This window comes from Shewanella ulleungensis (assembly GCF_014648315.1).
GTDB classification, from domain to species: Bacteria; Pseudomonadota; Gammaproteobacteria; order Enterobacterales; family Shewanellaceae; genus Shewanella; species Shewanella ulleungensis.
Map to the genome: position 1 here is coordinate 631,388 of NZ_BMQW01000001.1, position 18,307 is coordinate 649,694.

13 protein-coding genes are annotated in these 18,307 nt (G+C 40.2%); 1 reads left to right on the top strand and 12 read right to left on the bottom strand.

Annotated elements, in window-relative coordinates:
* Window positions 1–17 precede the first annotated feature (17 nt).
* The 11 genes from IEY40_RS02635 to IEY40_RS02685 all read right to left on the bottom strand — a co-directional run bounded on the left by IEY40_RS02635 (window position 18) and on the right by IEY40_RS02685 (window position 14,502).
* Window positions 18–410, bottom strand: a complete 393-nt coding sequence (locus IEY40_RS02635) for a hypothetical protein (protein ID WP_188953044.1) — start codon at window positions 408–410, stop codon at window positions 18–20.
* A gap of 370 nt (window positions 411–780) precedes the next feature.
* Window positions 781–1,506: a tetratricopeptide repeat protein gene (locus IEY40_RS02640; protein ID WP_188953046.1), complete on the bottom strand. Its 726-nt coding sequence runs from the start codon at window positions 1,504–1,506 to the stop codon at window positions 781–783.
* 20 nt (window positions 1,507–1,526) lie between these two features.
* On the bottom strand, window positions 1,527–3,458 hold the full coding sequence (locus tag IEY40_RS02645; RefSeq protein ID WP_188953048.1) for a secretin GspD/PilQ domain-containing protein: 1,932 nt from the start codon (window positions 3,456–3,458) through the stop codon (window positions 1,527–1,529).
* A gap of 322 nt (window positions 3,459–3,780) precedes the next feature.
* The gene (locus IEY40_RS02650) at window positions 3,781–5,229 is read right to left on the bottom strand and encodes a sigma-54-dependent transcriptional regulator (RefSeq protein WP_188953049.1); all 1,449 of its coding nucleotides are present in this window, start codon (window positions 5,227–5,229) and stop codon (window positions 3,781–3,783) included.
* A gap of 10 nt (window positions 5,230–5,239) precedes the next feature.
* Window positions 5,240–5,608: an Hpt domain-containing protein gene (locus IEY40_RS02655; RefSeq protein ID WP_188953051.1), complete on the bottom strand. Its 369-nt coding sequence runs from the start codon at window positions 5,606–5,608 to the stop codon at window positions 5,240–5,242.
* Between the two features lie 249 nt (window positions 5,609–5,857).
* On the bottom strand, window positions 5,858–6,667 hold the full coding sequence (locus IEY40_RS02660; protein WP_229776986.1) for a putative bifunctional diguanylate cyclase/phosphodiesterase: 810 nt from the start codon (window positions 6,665–6,667) through the stop codon (window positions 5,858–5,860).
* A 208-nt stretch (window positions 6,668–6,875) separates the two neighbouring features.
* Window positions 6,876–9,206, bottom strand: coding sequence for a GAF domain-containing hybrid sensor histidine kinase/response regulator (locus tag IEY40_RS02665; protein ID WP_188953053.1), 2,331 nt, complete (start codon window positions 9,204–9,206; stop codon window positions 6,876–6,878).
* 35 nt (window positions 9,207–9,241) lie between these two features.
* Window positions 9,242–11,689 carry an ATP-binding protein gene (locus tag IEY40_RS02670; RefSeq protein ID WP_188953055.1) on the bottom strand — a complete coding sequence of 816 codons (2,448 nt, stop codon included), beginning with the start codon at window positions 11,687–11,689 and terminating at the stop codon, window positions 9,242–9,244.
* A 16-nt stretch (window positions 11,690–11,705) separates the two neighbouring features.
* A complete protein-coding gene (locus IEY40_RS02675) occupies window positions 11,706–12,296 on the bottom strand; it encodes a cysteine hydrolase family protein (protein WP_188953057.1) in 591 nt (196 codons plus the stop codon).
* 40 nt (window positions 12,297–12,336) lie between these two features.
* Complete coding sequence (locus tag IEY40_RS02680; RefSeq protein WP_188953059.1) at window positions 12,337–13,326, bottom strand: response regulator; 990 nt, start codon at window positions 13,324–13,326, stop codon at window positions 12,337–12,339.
* A gap of 327 nt (window positions 13,327–13,653) precedes the next feature.
* Window positions 13,654–14,502 carry a CLCA_X family protein gene (locus tag IEY40_RS02685; protein WP_188953485.1) on the bottom strand — a complete coding sequence of 283 codons (849 nt, stop codon included), beginning with the start codon at window positions 14,500–14,502 and terminating at the stop codon, window positions 13,654–13,656.
* A gap of 711 nt (window positions 14,503–15,213) precedes the next feature.
* On the opposite strand from IEY40_RS02685, the gene IEY40_RS02690 reads away from it, so the two are divergent.
* Window positions 15,214–15,693, top strand: a complete 480-nt coding sequence (locus IEY40_RS02690; protein ID WP_188953061.1) for a DUF302 domain-containing protein — start codon at window positions 15,214–15,216, stop codon at window positions 15,691–15,693.
* Between the two features lie 234 nt (window positions 15,694–15,927).
* On the opposite strand, the gene IEY40_RS02695 is transcribed toward IEY40_RS02690, so the two are convergent.
* Entirely contained in the window at window positions 15,928–18,306 is a 2,379-nt protein-coding gene (locus tag IEY40_RS02695) for a PAS domain-containing protein (protein WP_188953063.1), read from the bottom strand.
* Between the last annotated feature and the right edge of the window lies 1 nt (window position 18,307).

Below are 18,307 nucleotides of genomic sequence, written 5' to 3' on the forward strand. Positions count from 1 at the left end.
CCGACCAAGACTAACGATTAATTATCTAAACTACCGTCTTCTACTGAAGGAGAAGCGCCTGCAGCACTAGGCGTATTTGAAATCGATACCGCAGCTTCACTAAAGTCGCTAGCAACAAAGGTAAATGTTGCACCGTCACCGGCATTAACATCCACGGCATCAATAAAGCCTGATCCACTGATTTCGGCAGTATTTTCTGCATTGATAATGCCGTCAAATGCGTAACTTTGATCTAACGAGCCAATGGCTTCAGCGACATCTTCAAGTTCTGCGGTAACAGAATCTCGCATTGTGGTTAGGCCGATAACTAAACCTGCTGCCATGACGGTTGATAATAAAATCAACTCTGAAGTCATAACAAAACCACCCTGCTTTTTGCTGTTTTTGATCATTGATTTAATTGATTTCATAATGTGTACCTCATGTTAGTTTCTGTCTTGTTCACATCACCCAGTTGGTTGATTGTGTTAGGAGTAGAGAATAGATTTCTCTTTGACTAAGAGACATGTCCCATTACTTATCTTTGCCTCTGTTTCAATAGTTGCGAAGTGCATGCCAATATCGACAACTTAGCTAGAATTTAAAATAATAGAATTTAAACAATAGCTTATGTAAATGTTGAATTGATTTAGTTGCCACAAGACAACATAAGCATTAAGCAATAGCAGATATGAACAGCACAATGATTTGCAAAATGCGAAACCTTGGATGCGGTTTGCAATATGCCGAGTTCCCAATAAAAAAGCTTCCATCTGGAAGCTTTTAGATTTTACACATCGTTTAAATTCGGCTGTAAGCGACTCGACATTCAGGATGATCACTTAAGTACAGTAAGCGAGATAAGCTCTGTCGATGATCAGGCATTGAATCTAAAGTATCTGCATAAAAGTGACAAGCCTGGGCCCAATGAGACTGAGCTTCATGTATTAACCCCAAGTGATAGCTGGTTCGCCAAACGGGGGCTCCTAACCTATCTGCGGTTGCGATAACCGCTTGCGCTTTTTTATAACGGCCCTCTAAATAATAGGTTGCGGCTAGTGTCGCGTGTAATTCTGGATGGTCAGGCTGTAATTGTACCTGGCGCTGCAAGACGGTTCTTGCAAGGGTAATGTTACCTTCTTGCATGGCAATTTGGCTGCGTAAAATAGCGACTTCAGACATTGGATTTTGTTGTGCTAATAGACGGTCTAACACCATTTGACTGTCTATTTTTTGGCCCACCTGGTGATACACAATGGCAGACGTAAAACCAATTTTTTGATGCTGTGGATAGCTCATCGATAACGCACCTAATTCGTTTGCCAGTCGTCCGCAGTCACTCACCGCAGCTTGATAACCTTGGCAATGAATACCGTATGATGCATTAACATTGTATTTTGACAATACGGCATCTAATTGCTCATCGGGTTGGTAAGCTTGTGTAGTGTTATTGATGTTGGTACAAGCACTGCTGGCTAATGTAAGCATACATAGGCCAGCAATATGTAAATAAGATAATGTTTTCATCAGTTAATCCTCTATTGTGATTAATATTGCATGCTTTGTAGCATTTCTGTTGAAGACTGGAATTGCCATAATGCTACGTCATGGCGCGGTTCGCGCACTAACGTTGGCGTAACAATAATAATCAGTTCACGTGCGGTGTCGGCTTCTTGCGATGATTCCGTTAATTTACCTAATAAAGGCACATCGTTTATGCCAGGCACAAAGTCACGTGAATCACTGATATCACGACTAACTAAACCACCTATGATTAATGGCTGACCATCACGTAAACGGGTACTCGTGGTTAGGTTTCTCACATTAAATGCGCTAGTTGTTAATGATGACCCTGTACTTGATGAAATTTGCTGAGTTAATAAGGTGTCTGGCGTTGAAATACTTGGGCTTAAATCCAGGGTTATCAAATCGTTTTCATCTACCATGGCTCGCACCCCAAGTTCGATTCCAAAAGACTTAAACTCTGTACCACTAAATATTCCTTGGCTATTGCCGCCAGTATCGCCACTGCTGATGCCATTAGGTGAAAATGATGTGGGTACAGGAACTTCACCACCGGCACGAAATACTGCTTTTTCGCCTGATAATACGGTTAAATTAGGACGCGAAAGTGTTCGTGATATGCCGTCTTTTTCAAGCAATGAAAACAACAAATCAAATGCCACCTCGCTGCCGCCAACCTGGAAGTTATTAATTAGGGCTCCGCCGAGCACCTGAAGTGCATTTTCAACCTGGCCTGAGCCTAATGCCTGGTTGGTTGCGCCTTCTAAACCAAAGTTACCGTCAGACTTATTGTATCCATTAGTGATTAATGAAAAATCTGGACGCCATTGAGTTAAGCTTCGACGATTCACTTCATACATTTGAATGGCCACTCTCACTTGCGGTAAATCGCGTACTTCGATGGTGGAAAGTAATCTGCCGTTGGCCATCGACAATAATTTTGCACGTGCAATATTCGATTTAACGTTATTGCCCGTAGAACTTGAAGTAGAGTTGCTGGTTGTTGAACCCGCTCTGCTACTTTGTTGGCCCGAGTTAATTAGTCCGCCAGACTCATTGGCAATTACGGTAATGTCATTACTGTCGTTATCGACTTTACCGGTAACAGTATTGACTCTATCGCCAGTGAATAGTCTTGCCGCTAGATTAAGCACTCTGACTAAATCAACCTGGGTTTCAACTTGGCCGCTAAGCAATAACGTGTCGGCCTGATCATTAGGCAAATCGCCTTTTTGAATACGGCTGACATTAACTGATTGCCCACCTAGTTGATTAATCGCCTTTTTGACTTTTTCAGCCATGTTCATCGGCAATAAATCTACTTGGATTAAATTGATGATGGCTGCATTACCTTTAGTTAATCCGGGAGATTTACGCTGTTGTAATGATGGTAAGCGAATATTTTGACTTAACCCAGCAAGCAGATCGTTTGATGATTTAACCACTAAACTGTTGTCGATTAGCTGATTATTGCCGGCATCTAGATAATGACGTGCAGCAGATTCTGCTGCCATTTTGTATTTAACAGTAGGCACACGACCACGTAATACTAACGCGGCTCTGTCGGGCGCTAACGTTAAGCGAACCTTGGGATGAATATCATGCAGCGCTTGACGTAACACGCTTAAGTCTTCTGTCACGCTAAATAGAAATGTTTCCGAGCTGTCATCGGTATACCACACAATAAGACTGGTTCGGCCCACTTTTTTAGCTAATGCCAGCACTTCGTTTTTGTCTAACACTTCAACCTGCATAATGGCATCTTGACCAATGGCGACTCTTGAAATGCTTTTTTTAAACACTAGACGGGAATGTGTCCATTGCACCATTTCACGAATTTTATCTGACTGACGTCCGTCTGCCGTTTCGATAAAATCCAGGCCATTGGTCGCTGATAATACCGGGCTACTCAATAGAAATAACCATATTGAGGTTGCACAAAGAAATTGTTTCATCGCTTACTCCTGTCATTTATCGCGTCATCTCAGACTGTACAATGATGAATGCAGGAAGCTAGCCAACAATATAAATTACTTATTAACAATTTAAAACAATAACTTAAACGCAATCAGTTTCGATTGCAAGATTGTCAACATCATGAAACACAAGTTGATTCGCATTTTGCAAAGCAATCTAGGAATATTGAGATCGAATTTATGAGTGAAATAATTTCACAACTAAGTGTTGGTGTTTAGGCTTACATTTAAAAAAATCACCTAAAGGTGATTTATTTAATACTGCGTCGATACAATGTTAAGTGCAGACAATTGAGGCTTGTTAAGATTCAGCCCAGCTTTTCATTTTGCGATAAATGGTCGATGCACTTATGCCAAGATACGCGGCAGCTAATGGGATATTGCCGTCGCACTGGCTTATCGCATCTTCAATCGCATTTTTTTCAACTATCCACAGTTGAATAATGTTATTAGGTGCAGTGCTTTGTGTCGGCATTGACCCTTGTGGTGTGACTAGCGTATTGCTAACTGCCGATGCTTTAGGTTGAGTCATTGGACTCTGAGGTGAATACTGATAGTGGTTGACGACACTGTGTCCAAAATTGTTCGGTAACATGTCTGATTGAACGCTTTGACCGTCATAGATCACCACAATGTTTTCTATCACATTTTGCAATTCACGAATGTTACCAGGCCAATCATATTGCATGAATATTTGCTTTACTTCGTTACTAAAGTTTTCAAATTTTTTATTATTTTCAGTCGTTTTAGAAGTTAAAATATGATTCGCTAATAATAAGATGTCTTCACCGCGATCGCGAAGCGGTGGCAGAACTACTGGGATAACATTAAGTCGGTAATATAGATCTTCACGAAAGCGTCCCTCACCAACTTCTTCTGCTGGATTACGGTTAGTTGCGCACACAATCCTCACATCGCTTTGCAATACTTCGCTACTACCGACCTTACAAAATGTACCCGTTTGTAAAAAACGTAATAACTTAGCTTGCAGGTTTAATTGCATTTCGCAAATTTCATCTAAAAACAACGTGCCACCATTAGCCACTTCAACCGCACCTTTACGATCGGTTAATGCCCCACTAAATGCACCTTTCACATGACCAAAAAACTCAGACTCGAATAATTCTGCAGGAATAGCAGCACAGTTAATGGCAATAAATGGACCTTGCTCACGGGCACTCGCCTGATGAAGCCCAAGGGCACACACCTCTTTACCTGTTCCACTTTCACCGGTGACAAACACACTGGCTTTGCTGCGCGCAGCGCTTTCAAGTAAACGAAACACGGTATGCATTGATAATGATTCACCAATAAAGTTTATCCTATCTAGCGCTGTAGCTTCTGGCTCAACTTCTACGGTTTTTAAATCTTGATTTTGCTGTTTAATTGCATTGGATACAGAGGTAATAAGGCGCTCTGAAGTAAAAGGTTTTTCAATAAAATCGTAACCACCAAGACGCATTGCATCAACGGCAACATCAATAGAACTATTAGAGGTAATAATAATAACTTTAGCCGCCACCTCTTGTTTATTAACATATTTAAGCACTTCTAAACCGCTAATGTCCGGTAAGCATACATCTTGTACTAATACTGCAGGCATCTTGGCTTTAATGGCAACTAACGCAGAATATCCATCGACGAAATGTTCAGTTTCAAAACCGGCATTTTTTAACTGGCTGCAATACAAAGCGCCACTTGATAAGCTGTCTTCTACAACATATACCAGTGGTTTTTGAGTTGTATTCATGGCCTACTCCCTACTCTGCTATCGAGTTTATGTGTGCTTTATATTCAGTTAATGTGTCGTTGATGATGTCTATTAACTGTTGAGTTTGCGCAATGTATGATTGGTTTGATTTCAGTTGATAAACCAAAGAGGCGCTGGCGGATAAACGTTCGGCACCATATAACGCGGCAGTATTTTTGAGAATATGAGTGGCATTGTTAATGTCTTGAAACTGTTGTTGTTCGACTGCAATGAATAACTTAGCATGCAACTGGGTTAACTCTTGTTCAAAAAGGCTCAATAAGTGCTGGTAAGTATCTGTTCCTAAGTCGGATTTCAACGTATTGAGTGTGCCTTGCTGCATGATTGGACATGCGGTAATTTCTGTTGCGTCGGACATTCGTCACCTCATGTTTGGCCATTGATTATGCATTTTTCTTCGTTATATCAATTATGTTGCTAACATAGATAACGCAAGAGTTAAGCCATAATGGAGCATGGTTTTTCAATTTAAATATCAAACACTTATCACTTACATTTTTATTGATAAAACATTCATATTAAGTAAAGTCGCATATTGATTTGCAATTTGCAAATCAATATGCGACTTCGGTAGCTTGTTTTACTCGTCGGGTATTGTTGATATCGATTAACTCCAAAGACTTAAGTTCTTTTCTAAGGTTTGCGGTTTTCCCAGTAAGTATCCTTGCACCACATCACAGCCTAGTTGACTCAGAATTTGCAGTTGGCTTTCTGTTTCTACCCCTTCGGCAACTATGTGCAACCCTAAACGTTGAGCCATGGCAATGACAGCGCTACATAAAGTGAAGTCATCATTGTTATCTGCGATGCCATTGACAAAGCTACGGTCGATTTTAAGACCATCAATATTAAATTTTCGCAGTAAACTGAGTGAAGCAAAACCAGTCCCAAAATCATCAAGCCATATTTGCACATCTTCTTGTTTAAAGGCGTTAAAGACTTTACAAATCGTTTGAGGATCGTGAATTAACGCCGTTTCTGTGAGCTCCAATTTAATGGCTGAAGGTGGGATGTTCAGTTCGATAATCAGTGACATAAGCTGCTCGTAAACATTAGTATGTAATAACTGCACAGGCGATACATTTAACGATAAACAAATGTTTTGCATACCCTGATTACGCATGCGTTTTAAATCTAATAAAGCTTGTTGGAATATCCAACTGCCTAGCTCTAAAATTTGACCGCTTTGTTCTGCACAAGGAATAAAATCACAGGGCGAAATGACCCCAAATGTGGGTGACTCACAACGAACTAGCGATTCGAAACCCACTACTTTACCACTTTGCACGGAAATGAGCGGTTGGTACACCATACTAAAACAATGCTGTTTGAGTGCCTCATCAATCACATCTGTGAGCTCATTCCAATTTGAATTACTCGCGTCTTCGTTTACAACTGTGTGCTTTTTGGCGTGCATATCTTGCTCCAAACAATAATTCTAAGTGTAATAGAGTAATAGCAAGACTTGAGCCAATAAGCTTATTAACTAAGACCATTTAAAGTGTTGATTTTAATGATTTAAATAGATTAGGGTTTAGTGGGCATTTAATAAAAAAAATCCTGTCAGGCAAGTTGCCAATCTACTTGCATTTTGCGAATCAAAATACAATGCAAACAGATGGCAACTATAGGTATTTAGACAAGATTTTAAGTAGGGTTATTTTATTTACAGGCTTAGAAATATAGTCGTCCATTCCAGCGTCTAAAAACCGTGTTCTGTCGCCTTCCATCGCATTAGCAGTAAAGGCAATGATGGGCGTTGCGCACGACAATGAATTAGCACGAATACATTTTGAAGCTGCTATGCCGTCCATATTAGGCATGTATATGTCCATTAAAATGATGTCATATTGCTGTTTTTGAGCAGCGTTTAGCGCTTCAATGCCATCACTAACAATATCGATATTGCAATTAAAGTTGGCAAACATGGCTTTCATGACTAACTGATTTGTCATGTCGTCGTCTGCTAACAATATTTTTAAATTTTTACCCTTGATATTCAAATTTTCAATTAATGCTTGCGAGCTGTATTCAATCGGCTTTGCCATTTGAAACGGTAAGTTAATAATTATTTGGGTGCCCAGCTGTTCTTCACTGTGGATAGTGAGCGTGCCGTGCATTAATTTAACTAAGTTATTACTGATGGCCAATCCTAAACCTGTGCCAGCATATTGCTTTTTCGCTGATGTATCGACCTGCGTAAACGGCTCTAAAATATGTGTTAACATCGATTTAGGGATGCCAATACCGGTGTCTGTAATCGCTATAACCACATTGACTTCCAGATCTGAGAGCATTTCAAAGGTCGCTGTTAAACTTACTTTACCTTTATTGGTGAATTTAATTGCATTCGAAAGTAAGTTCAGAACCAATTGACGAAGTCGTCCCTTATCACCCAGCAAACTTAACTCTGAATTTGGTAAATCAATATCGAGTGATAAACCACTTGATTTTGCATTAGTCGACATAAGACGACAAGCTGACTCTAAAGTCGCATTAAAATCGAAAGGCTCTGAGATAAGTATCAATTTACCTGCTTCGATTTTACTCACATCAAGTATGTCATTTAATATCTTTAGCAAACTGTTAGACGACTCGAGCATAGTAGAAAGATAAAATTGTTGCTCTGAAGTAAGCGTTTCATCATCTAACATGACATCGAGCAAGCCCATTATTCCATTAAGCGGGGTGCGAACTTCGTGACTGACATTTGCCAGAAACTTAGATTTAACTAAATTGGCTGTTTCGGCTTTTTGACGGGCCTCGATTAATGCTATCTCGTTACGTTTTATATCGGTGATATCAATATGGAACCCAACAATACCGCCATCGCGCATGGGTCTTTCTACCATTTTGATCCAACGGCCGTCGTTTAGTTCTATGATGCGCTCAGGTTGATTAAGGCGAATGTCATCAACGTCTAAAAACTCAGTGTCTTTAACTAAGCCCCTAACGGTTTCATTGAGTCTTAATTCGTTGTAGCTAGTTCCCTCACGAACAATATTTGCCAGCTGTGGATATAAAGAAATAAAGTTTTCGTTGTATACGGCGACTTTTTGTTGTTTATCAAAAATAATAAATCCATCACCAAGTGCTTCAATAGCGTCTCTAAATCGTCTTTCATTACGAATTTGATTTACCGATAAAATGTGCAACATTTTACTGAGATTGGCGGGTAATCGAAGTAAGAAATAAATCAATAAAGCTAACACTCCACCAGCAAAAACAAATATTGCATAATGCAAGCTAGAGTCGAGGGTAGCTTCACGCAGGCTAAGATCAGCAATAACACCTGCTTTGGCAGTAATATGTTGATTATCGGTAACATACGCTAACAACAAGCTTGAGATAAACGCTACGCTGCTGATGCTGAATGCCACAGCTTTACGGCCCCACATTGGTACTTTATTAGTAATTAAACTGATAATGCTCTGCATCAATGAGTTTTGTTTGTCTATTTCGATCTCAGCACGTTGCTGGGTAATAAGCCCTTCGACAATTTTGCCAAAGTCTTGTAAATGTTGCTTGTCACTGTAGCTGAATGCCCTGGGTTTTGAATCAATAATGCATAACGTACCTATTCGATGGCCACCAGCGGTTTGTAATGGGTAGCCGGCATAAAATCGTATGTTAGGTTCACCAGTAACCAGCGGATTATCGGCAAAGCGAGGATCACTTAACGTGTTTTCAACCACAAACACGTCGCTTGAATGAATGGCATGGCCGCAAAATGATTCGTCTCGGCCTGTTTCGCAGACATCGAGGCCTTGCTTTGATTTAAACCATTGACGCTCTTTATCTATCAAACTGATTAAACAAATAGGTACATTGAAATAGGCTTGAACAAAACGAGTCATGTGATCAAATTGTTCTTCTGGTGCGCTATCTAGCAAGTGTAAGTGCTGTAACGCTTGCAATCTGTTGGCCTCATCAATCGTATTTTTTGCAGGTTCCATATTTTATCCCTAAAGGTAGCCTTAGCTAATATGATCTATAAATCAGATAGTTGCTGTAATGTATATTGCAACTTGTCGAGTTTACTGCGCTTAGTGCTGTGACTAGGGTTTAAATATCGGTCGAGTACTTCGTATAACATGTCTCGATTAATCGGTTTTGCTAAATATTGGTTCATTCCAGCTTGAATAAATCGCTTTTTGTCTCCATGAATCGCGTTTGCTGTAACAGCCACTATAGGAGTTTGACTATAAGGTTCTCTGCTTGAGCGAATTTTTTCAGTGGCGGTTAAGCCATCCATTACCGGCATCTGAATATCCATTAAAATCAGATCTGTATTGTGTGTAGATAAGAAATCGATAGCTGCTTGACCGTGTTCAACACAAGATGTTTTACAGCCCACTTGAACCAATAATTGACTTAAAACGACTTGATTATTGATATTATCTTCGACTATCAATACATGTTTGTCGTTGTATTTAGTTATTAAACTAGATGGGAGTGCACTATTACACGCAGAAGTAATATTTAAATTCTCATCAGGATCATCTATTAGCTCCAGCGCCCAACTCAAGTGCGACAACTTAAAAGGGCCGTTAAGTAAAATCTCATGTTGATTGTCGTAAATAAAGCCACACTCTTTGCCCTGTAGATCTATTGAAAACAAGCACACTTTTCTTGGCATTTGTTGATTAGCCATGGCCAGATACTCCTGACAATGAGCTAACTGCTTTGGATCTGTTAGTAAAATGATGTCGACATTATTGGCAACCCGATGAGGTAAGTCTGTGTGTTTTGCAAACGACGAATACGTCAGTCCATAGTGTTGTAGCATGTTGCCAACGGCTGGATTTAAACTGTGATGCTGGCCCACTATCCAACAATGTGAATATTGACGATGCTTGATTATCTTAGCTGTTGAGTCGCAAATTTTAGGATCGACAAGTAAAGGAAACTCAACCGTAAATTGACTACCAACGTCTAAAATAGATTGCACACGTATTTCCCCGCCCATGGCCTCACAAATTTGTCGGCAAATCGCTAAACCTAAGCCGCTGCCACCATACTCGCGGGTTGATGAGGTGTCAGACTGCATAAATGCTTCAAACATATTATCGATTTTATCTTCTGCAATCCCAATGCCGGTGTCTTGCACGGATAACTGTAAAATCAGCTGATCTTCGCGTTCAAAATAATCAACCTTCACAACCACTTCGCCTTGGTGAGTAAATTTGACAGCATTGGCCAAAAGGTTAATTAATATTTGTCTTATCCGCGGCTTATCACCAATGATAGCCAATGGCACTTTCGGCATGATATCTAATATGATCGATAAACCCTTTTCTAAGGCCGTGCCCGACACGATGTCTATTGCTTCCTCAAGACAACGGTCTAATTTAAAGGGATCATGGGAGATATTGATTTTTCCGGCTTCAAAACGTGAATACGTGAGCACATCATCAAGAATACTTAATAACGCACCACTACTGGTTCTGATCATTTGGGTAAAACGACTTTGCTCGCGAGTCAGGCCGCTGTCTAATAAAATTTCTGCCGATCCAATAACCGCATTTAAGGGCGTACGGATTTCATGACTGATATTCGCCATAAAACGACTCTTGGCTTCTGATAATTGCTCCGCTTGATATTTGGCTTCTTTTAATGCGCTCAGTGCTGCTCTGCTCTGTGTAATATCGGTTTGAACGGCAATAAAATGGCTAATATTGCCGGTACTATCTATAACAGGGCTGGTATTAATATTTACCCAATACGGTTCGCCGTTACTGTTATAGTTAATGATGTCTGTTTGAAAACTTCTTCCTTCGCGTAATGCATCAGACATTTGCTTTATTGCTTGCGCATCGCTTTCTTTACCTTGTAACAAACATCCAGGCTTTTGCCCCATGATATTTTTAAGTGAATAGCCGGTCCTTTCTTCAAAGCTTTTATTGACCCATTCAATTCTTCCTTCACGGTCAGTTATCACCACTAGGTTTTGAGTATGACTGGCCACAAGTGATAAACGTCTGACGTAGTTTTGCTGATGCAGTAATTGCGCTTGAATGTCTTTATGTTGTTGGATTTCAAATAATGAACCGATATAACCGCCATCGCCATCCTGCACCAGTCTTAACTCAAACCAATGATGTTGACCATTTTGTAACTTGAGTTGTACTTCAATAATCGCTGGTTTAGTGTTGTTTTCCTGAGCAAGTTTACTAAGGCAGTTGTCGAGTAACGACCGTTGGGTAGATGAATGGATTATGGTGTACAAGTCCATGTTTTCTAATTCGTCACAGCTGTATCCTAAACGCGTTTGCCAGGCTGGATTAGTGAACGTCAGCGCTAAGCGATTATTACATTCAAAGATACACTCATCCAACAGCTCAAGTAATTTAGCTTGTCGTTTTTGAGCGTTTGAGAGTTTTTCAACAAGGGCGTACTGAATTTGCACTTGCAGTTCATCATTGGATTCGTCAGCCATGAAAGTTGCCTCGTACTTAACTTAAGTCTGTTGAATGACACACCGTTGCATACAGAGGAAACACCTCTTGGCAATAGAATGATTGCTCAAATGGTGTTCGGCTTGATGTGCAGTCATCTAATACTGTGACATTAAAACCAAGATCAATGGCAGAACGTCCTGTTGAGTCAATACAAATTGAGGTCACTGTCCCCGCTAATACCACATCTTCTACCCCAGCTTGACGTAACACTTCTGCTAAGGTGGTATTGGTAAATGCATTAAGACCACGCTTACCTGGAATAATTTTAATAAAATCGTCAAATTCATCGAGCTCTTGGATAACTTCGGCACCGTAAGAACCTTCTTTGAAAGCACCTACGTCACTAATCACTTTTAAAATCCCGACAGGATTGCTTAACTCACTGTAATCTTGTGTAAAAAAAATAGGCGTGTTTACAACGATAGCAAAATCATTTCCGTGTTTTCTTAGTAGCGTTAACGTGTTCTGAAGCACACCAGTAATTTTAGACGACTCTTCAATTACGCTGTGTAAAATGCCATCAGCAAAAAAGTAATCATTTTGAAAACCGATTAACACCAAAGCTTTTTTTGCTAGTTGCGTCATAATGCAATCTCCTTTGTTACACTCGTCCTTAGGTTTATGGTCAGCCTTGCCATTGAACTAGAAATTTCTCAAGAGCAAGTTTTGTCACTGGCTTTTCAAGATAATGGGTAATGCCTTTACTAAATAAATGTGCGATTTCATCAGGGTCTGTTAAACCTGTTAATGACACTTTTGGCGTTAATTGATTTTTTCCGTCTTGTTCTATCAGCGTTTGTGCTACGTCGCTGCCATTCAAACCAGGCATTCTTTCATCAAGAAATAGTAGGTCAAATGCATATTGCTGAGCGAGTGCCAGCGCAGCATTTCCATCACTTGCAGGCATAACATTACAGCCTAGCTTCTCTAACATGGCTTTAGTGGCAATTAAGCTTGGCATGCTGTCATCAGCAACTAGAATATTTAACGCAGCCTTATCCGTTTCTTTGTTAATCATATTAATGATGTCCGTGTCGTAAAATGGCCAATACAATGCATTTTTCTGGCCTTTGTCGTTGACTGAATTATCTGTAATATTACACAAGGTAAGTTGTGTAACCTTGTCGCTATCCATGGGAGAGTTGAGACTTTCTTCAGCACCGTCAAGTATCAGGATGTGTATTGCAGCATCTTGATTGCTATGGGTTAAATTAAGCGATGAATGGCTAATTAAAGAAGGTAAAATTGATTCAATTTTCGCTAACGATTGCACCATTATCATCGGTTCAGGTACGCAAACCGCTTGTGAATAAAACGCTTTTTCAGGTGTCGTGCATTTGGAAGCGATTTGCTCGCTGTCATCGGAATAAATTTCTAATTCCAAATGTTTATTTTTTTCCGAGACGATTAATACCAACTGATAATTTGCGCTAACAAGGGCTTGTTGAATGAGTTCACTTAATTGCTGGTGCATCAACGCGGGATCAGACTGATATACGGCACTGTAAAAACCCGTTTTATTGATTAAACAGGGTTGGATTGCTTTATCATGCTGAATGAGAACTTTGGCAAGCACGCATTGAATAAACTCAAGCATTTCGATTCTGACACCCATCCTTACCTCCGCGGCAATTTCTCCTGCGATTAACATAACCAGCTTGAGGCTATTTGCATTAACAATTAACCTTCATCATTTACTGTATAAAACAAAGCAATTACCACGCCACTCACCAAGAAAAACCTTAAGCCACTGATTTTAAGAATGTTATTATTTATCGCATTTTAACAAGCATAATAGGATGAATGTTTTTGCAGACTGAAACGCAATATGATTCGCAAAATGCGAATCATATTGCGAAGATGGTTAGCCGATGAGCAATACTATAGAGAAGAGCATCTTTTATGTGGCAACGTTAAGATGTGACTTGGAACTGTTAAGCTTTCAAAGTTGGTTTTGCACAGAGTGTTGTTTATCAAAGGCTATACCTAATGGTTCAAAATAACTCATTAACGCCTGGTATATTTGTAAACTGTGCACCGCATCAGGATATGCGCCATGTTTCGTTAAAGGCGAGTCGATAGTGCTGTTTACAAGATACGGATTAGATATGTCAGCATAATCTTGTGAATACATTTCAATACAAGCTTCAAAGGCGCGGGCCATCATTTCGGTAGGTTTGGCAAAATAGTGGCAACGTTGCATTTTATCAAGTGCAATAGCGCGGCGCACATAGTCGTGAGGCTCCTGCCCGTTAGCACTTAGAAACGTGACTTTAAACAAATTAGATAACTGCTGATTTAACGGATGATCAATTAAGGTTTTATCCGCCAGCCAATGGTCTGTTGCGCAAGTAAACTGGTTTGCAGCATTCATGTAACCGTCTGGGCTTAATAAACTGTCGTCGATAAACATTTTATCGGCAATGTAGTGATCGAACGCATGCCAAAATTCATGAGCTAATGCCCCTGCTCCGGCATTTTTGGCTAACGCTAACTCTTTATAGGCGGGTGAGTAATGTGCCTGTACGCCTTTTTGACCGCCTGAACCAAAGGCAAACCTGAGGCTACCGCGCAGGCCGATTAACTCAGGTGGCACACGGAGTATGTTGGCCAGGTCTGCCATTGAATCGAAAATCAAATTGGCTGCTAGTGCGGACTCTTGTTTATTGACCCATTTACCGACACGAATGTGGCGTAAGCCGAAAGTATCTTTAATCTCTAAAAAACTCACCGAGGCGCCATCACGATAATCTGGACCTATGCGTTCAAAATAACGCTGGTGGTTTAACAATGAATGATGTGACGCCAAGCCGTACCTCTTATAAACAAACTGAACCTCTTATTAAAAAACGAACTGACGCACTTTGCCTGGGTAGTTTACAACTAGAGCGCAATGCATATCTACAACATGAGGTGGTTATTATCTGAGTTAAGGAGTATTGATTTATTCACCTATACCCCAAAACCACGAGAAGAATACTTATTCATATTTATGCAAATTAAAAAGTATCAGCCCCGGTAATTTTTTAACTCTTATGCAAATAAGTGCATACCAAATCAAAAAGGTTGTGTCGTCATTGAGTATCCGGTCAATTTAATCTCATAACCTCTAGCTTTTACGACCACCAGCAAAATAGGATCGATATTATACCAATCAGCACAAGAATGTGATCATTCTTACTGGTTACAATCGCTTATAACGCCGTTAGAAATTTTAAAGTGAGAACAACTAGCTAGTTGCAATTTTTGCCTTATTCTTAGCGACTTTTCCTACGCAATCTCTGATCACTTATTTATCCTGATTGGTATTACGTGTATTTATGCTTGTGTTTATACAGACCTTGGCTATATGTTGTATTTAGTCGTCGTATATAACATTTTAAACCTATTAATTTAAACCAAATAATTTAAACCTAACATCTAATATGAGTTTCTAGTCTCTAGCTTTAACTCTAGTGGCCAGTTTTAGCATTTAGCTTACGCATAACAAATGGAGCATTGTATGATCAAAAATCTCACGCTGGCGATTACGCTGTTTTTTACATCTACTTCAGTATTTACCACTGCGTCAGTGTTTGCTGTCGACAGTTTGATTACTCATCAAAGTCAATTTTCGCCTAAAATCACAGCAGACAGATTTGAGTCGATTATTAAGGATAAGGGCTTTACGGTATTTGCGCGCATTGATCATCAAAAAAATGCTGAAGGTGTTGAGTTAAGTTTACCTGCAACTGAGGTGATAATTTTTGGTAACCCTAAGATTGGGACTCAATTAATGCAGTGTAATCAGCAGGTGGCTATCGATTTGCCGCAAAAAGTGCTCATTACTGAAGATGCGCACAACAAGGTTTGGTTGTCGTATAACAATCCGCAATACCTTAAGCAACGTCATGACATTAAAGGTTGTGATGCGGTGCTTGATAAAATCAGTACTGTGCTTGAATCGTTAAGCAAGGCAGCAACAACACAAAGTAAATCATAGCTATTCTTTATATTCGATTTCTGTAAACCAATATTCGTAAACCAATATCAGTAAATCAGCACAAATCCCAGTGGGCGTTACTGCACACTGGGATTTTTTATAGACCTAAACGCTTATTTTTGCTTACCCATTTAGCTTTATTAATCTCAGGATATTAATTGTTAAGCCACTTATTTCTGAACCACTCGCATCTACACCGCTAATGCTTAATTCACTTCTTTAATAGATTAAATTTTAATTCGTTAGGGGTAAGCGTACATAAAAACGAGCGCCCTGTTCCGTGCTTGAGTCATAACCAATGCTGCCGTGCATGGCTTCGGTGAGTTCTTTACACAGTGCTAACCCTAAACCTGTGCCCCCTTTAGCTTTAGAGCTACTGGCGTCTGCTTGTGAGAATTTTTCAAAAATTTTGCTCTTAAAATCTTCTGGGATCCCAGAGCCTTGATCTTGCACGGCTATTTCAATCTCGCTATCCATAAGTGTTGCAGACAAAGTAACGCTGCCAGCTTGCGGTGAGAATTTAACAGCATTAGAGAGAAAATTGGTCAAAACTTGCAATAAACGGTGTTCATCTACGTAAACACAAACATCATTTATCTGCGGGTCTTGTTGTAATACTAAGCTAATGTTGTGTAAGTCTGCATAAGGTTGATGATCGCTCAGCGCACGTTGTAACAGTGGCGCCACTTGCAGTGGTTTTATGTCAAACAACATCTTACCGGCAGCGAGCTTTTCTATATCGAGTAAATCATTAATTAATCGGCTGAGTTGCTTACAATTACTGCTGGCAATATCCATCAGCTTTTGAGCTTTTGCGGGTAAGGTGGCAATTTTACCTGACTGTAATAAGGTTAATGCCCCATTAATGGAAGTGAGCGGCGTACGCAGTTCATGACTCACTGTTGAGATAAAATCATCTTTTACTTTCTGTAATTTCATTCTATCGGTGATGTCTTGCAGTGACCCGACCATAATTAAATCTGGATTTTTGTCTTCTGCCACTATCAGCCCAAGCCCATGTACCCAGCGCACCTCGCCGCTGGGACGAATAATTCTGTGAATTACGTTATGAATACCCGTGACGAGTGCTTGTTGTTGGCTTTGTTCAACTCTATCGATATCGTCAGGATGAATAACACTTTTAAACATGCTATCGCTGGGTACAAAATCTTGCTCATCTAGGCCAAAAATTTGATAGACCATTGGCGACCACCACAAGGTGCCGAGTTTTAAAGAAGCATGCCAGTAGCCAATTTGAGCTTGCTCGCTGGCTAAATCAAGACTTTGCTGTGCAACATTGAGATCCTGGTTAAGCTCTTCAAGTTTAAGATAATAATCTTTGGTTTGAGTGATATCTTGAATGTATCCATGCCACAAGGTACTGCCATCAGGCATTCGTTCAGGCGTTGCACTGCCTGATAACCATTTAAACGAGTTATCTTTGCTCGTAACACGATATTCAAGCTCCCATACAGAAAGGTGCTCAATTGATTGTTCGATGCTTTCAACCAACGCGGGTAAGTCTTCGTGATAAATTTTAGCAAATGCATCGGAGGCATCGGTGAGTATGCTTTCTGGGGTGACACCGTATATATCTTCTATACCCGCACTGGCATAAGGAAATGCACTACGGCCGTCTGGCCACGATTGATACTGATACACAACACCAGGAAGCTGTTGAGTGAGTTTATATAACTCATCTCGACTTTGTTGTAACGCTAAATCATTTAATGTCTGTTCGGTGATGTCGGCATGCGTACCATACATCACGAGTGGTTTGCCATCTGCGGTATAAGAAACCACTTTGCCGCGATCATGAACCCACACATAATGGCCATCTTTATGTTTCATTCGGCATTTAATGTCAAAAAAATCCGTTTTGCCATTTAGGTGGTTTTCTAATTGAGCATCTGAGTCGGTTAAATCATCGGGATGCAATAGGTTAAGCCAGGTTTCTACCGAAATGGGTTCAAGTTCTTCGAGTGTATAACCCATAATCTGAGCCCAACGCTTGTTAAGCACCGTTTCACCTGTTTGTACATTCCACTGCCATGTGCCTATTCGAGTACCCTCGAGTACAGAACGATACATTTGCTCGCTAGCAGCGAGTTTTTCGTGGGCGTGTTCTTGTAATCTGTCTTGAATTTCTTGTTCAATACTTTTGCCAAACTCAATGGCTATTTGACGTTCTTTGTCTGTAAATTTCCGAGGCTTACTGTCGATAAAACACAGTGTGCCGATGTTTTCAGCGTTACTGACGAGTGGCACACCTGCATAAAAACGGATATTAGGCGCGCTCACAACCAACGGGTTATCGGCAAAGCGGCTATCAGCCTTTGCGTCTGACACCTCAAATATCCCTTCACCTAAAATGGTATGACCACAAAATGAGATATCTCTGCTGGTTTCACATGCATCTAAACCTTGTTTAGACTTGAACCACTGTCGATGAGAGTCCACCAAAGACACTAATACGATTTCAGTGCCTAAACAAAGTTGAGCTAAATGGGTTAAACGATCAAAGCGTTGCTCAGATTCGGTATCTAATAATCCTGTTTGTTGCAATGCTTTGAGTCTTGATGGCTCTGTTTGAGGTACGAGTGGCGGTTGCATT

What these genes read in the sequence shown, in the direction of transcription:
- IEY40_RS02635 (WP_188953044.1), bottom strand. Translation starts at nt 410, where the DNA reads ATGAAATCAATTAAATCAATGATCAAAAACAGCAAAAAGCAGGGTGGT.
- IEY40_RS02640 (WP_188953046.1), bottom strand. Translation starts at nt 1,506, where the DNA reads ATGAAAACATTATCTTATTTACATATTGCTGGCCTATGTATGCTTACA.
- IEY40_RS02645 (WP_188953048.1), bottom strand. Translation starts at nt 3,458, where the DNA reads ATGAAACAATTTCTTTGTGCAACCTCAATATGGTTATTTCTATTGAGT.
- IEY40_RS02650 (WP_188953049.1), bottom strand. Translation starts at nt 5,229, where the DNA reads ATGAATACAACTCAAAAACCACTGGTATATGTTGTAGAAGACAGCTTA.
- IEY40_RS02655 (WP_188953051.1), bottom strand. Translation starts at nt 5,608, where the DNA reads ATGTCCGACGCAACAGAAATTACCGCATGTCCAATCATGCAGCAAGGC.
- IEY40_RS02660 (WP_229776986.1), bottom strand. Translation starts at nt 6,667, where the DNA reads ATGCACGCCAAAAAGCACACAGTTGTAAACGAAGACGCGAGTAATTCA.
- IEY40_RS02665 (WP_188953053.1), bottom strand. Translation starts at nt 9,206, where the DNA reads ATGGAACCTGCAAAAAATACGATTGATGAGGCCAACAGATTGCAAGCG.
- IEY40_RS02670 (WP_188953055.1), bottom strand. Translation starts at nt 11,689, where the DNA reads ATGGCTGACGAATCCAATGATGAACTGCAAGTGCAAATTCAGTACGCC.
- IEY40_RS02675 (WP_188953057.1), bottom strand. Translation starts at nt 12,296, where the DNA reads ATGACGCAACTAGCAAAAAAAGCTTTGGTGTTAATCGGTTTTCAAAAT.
- IEY40_RS02680 (WP_188953059.1), bottom strand. Translation starts at nt 13,326, where the DNA reads ATGGGTGTCAGAATCGAAATGCTTGAGTTTATTCAATGCGTGCTTGCC.
- IEY40_RS02690 (WP_188953061.1), top strand. Translation starts at nt 15,214, where the DNA reads ATGATCAAAAATCTCACGCTGGCGATTACGCTGTTTTTTACATCTACT.
- IEY40_RS02695 (WP_188953063.1), bottom strand. Translation starts at nt 18,306, where the DNA reads ATGCAACCGCCACTCGTACCTCAAACAGAGCCATCAAGACTCAAAGCA.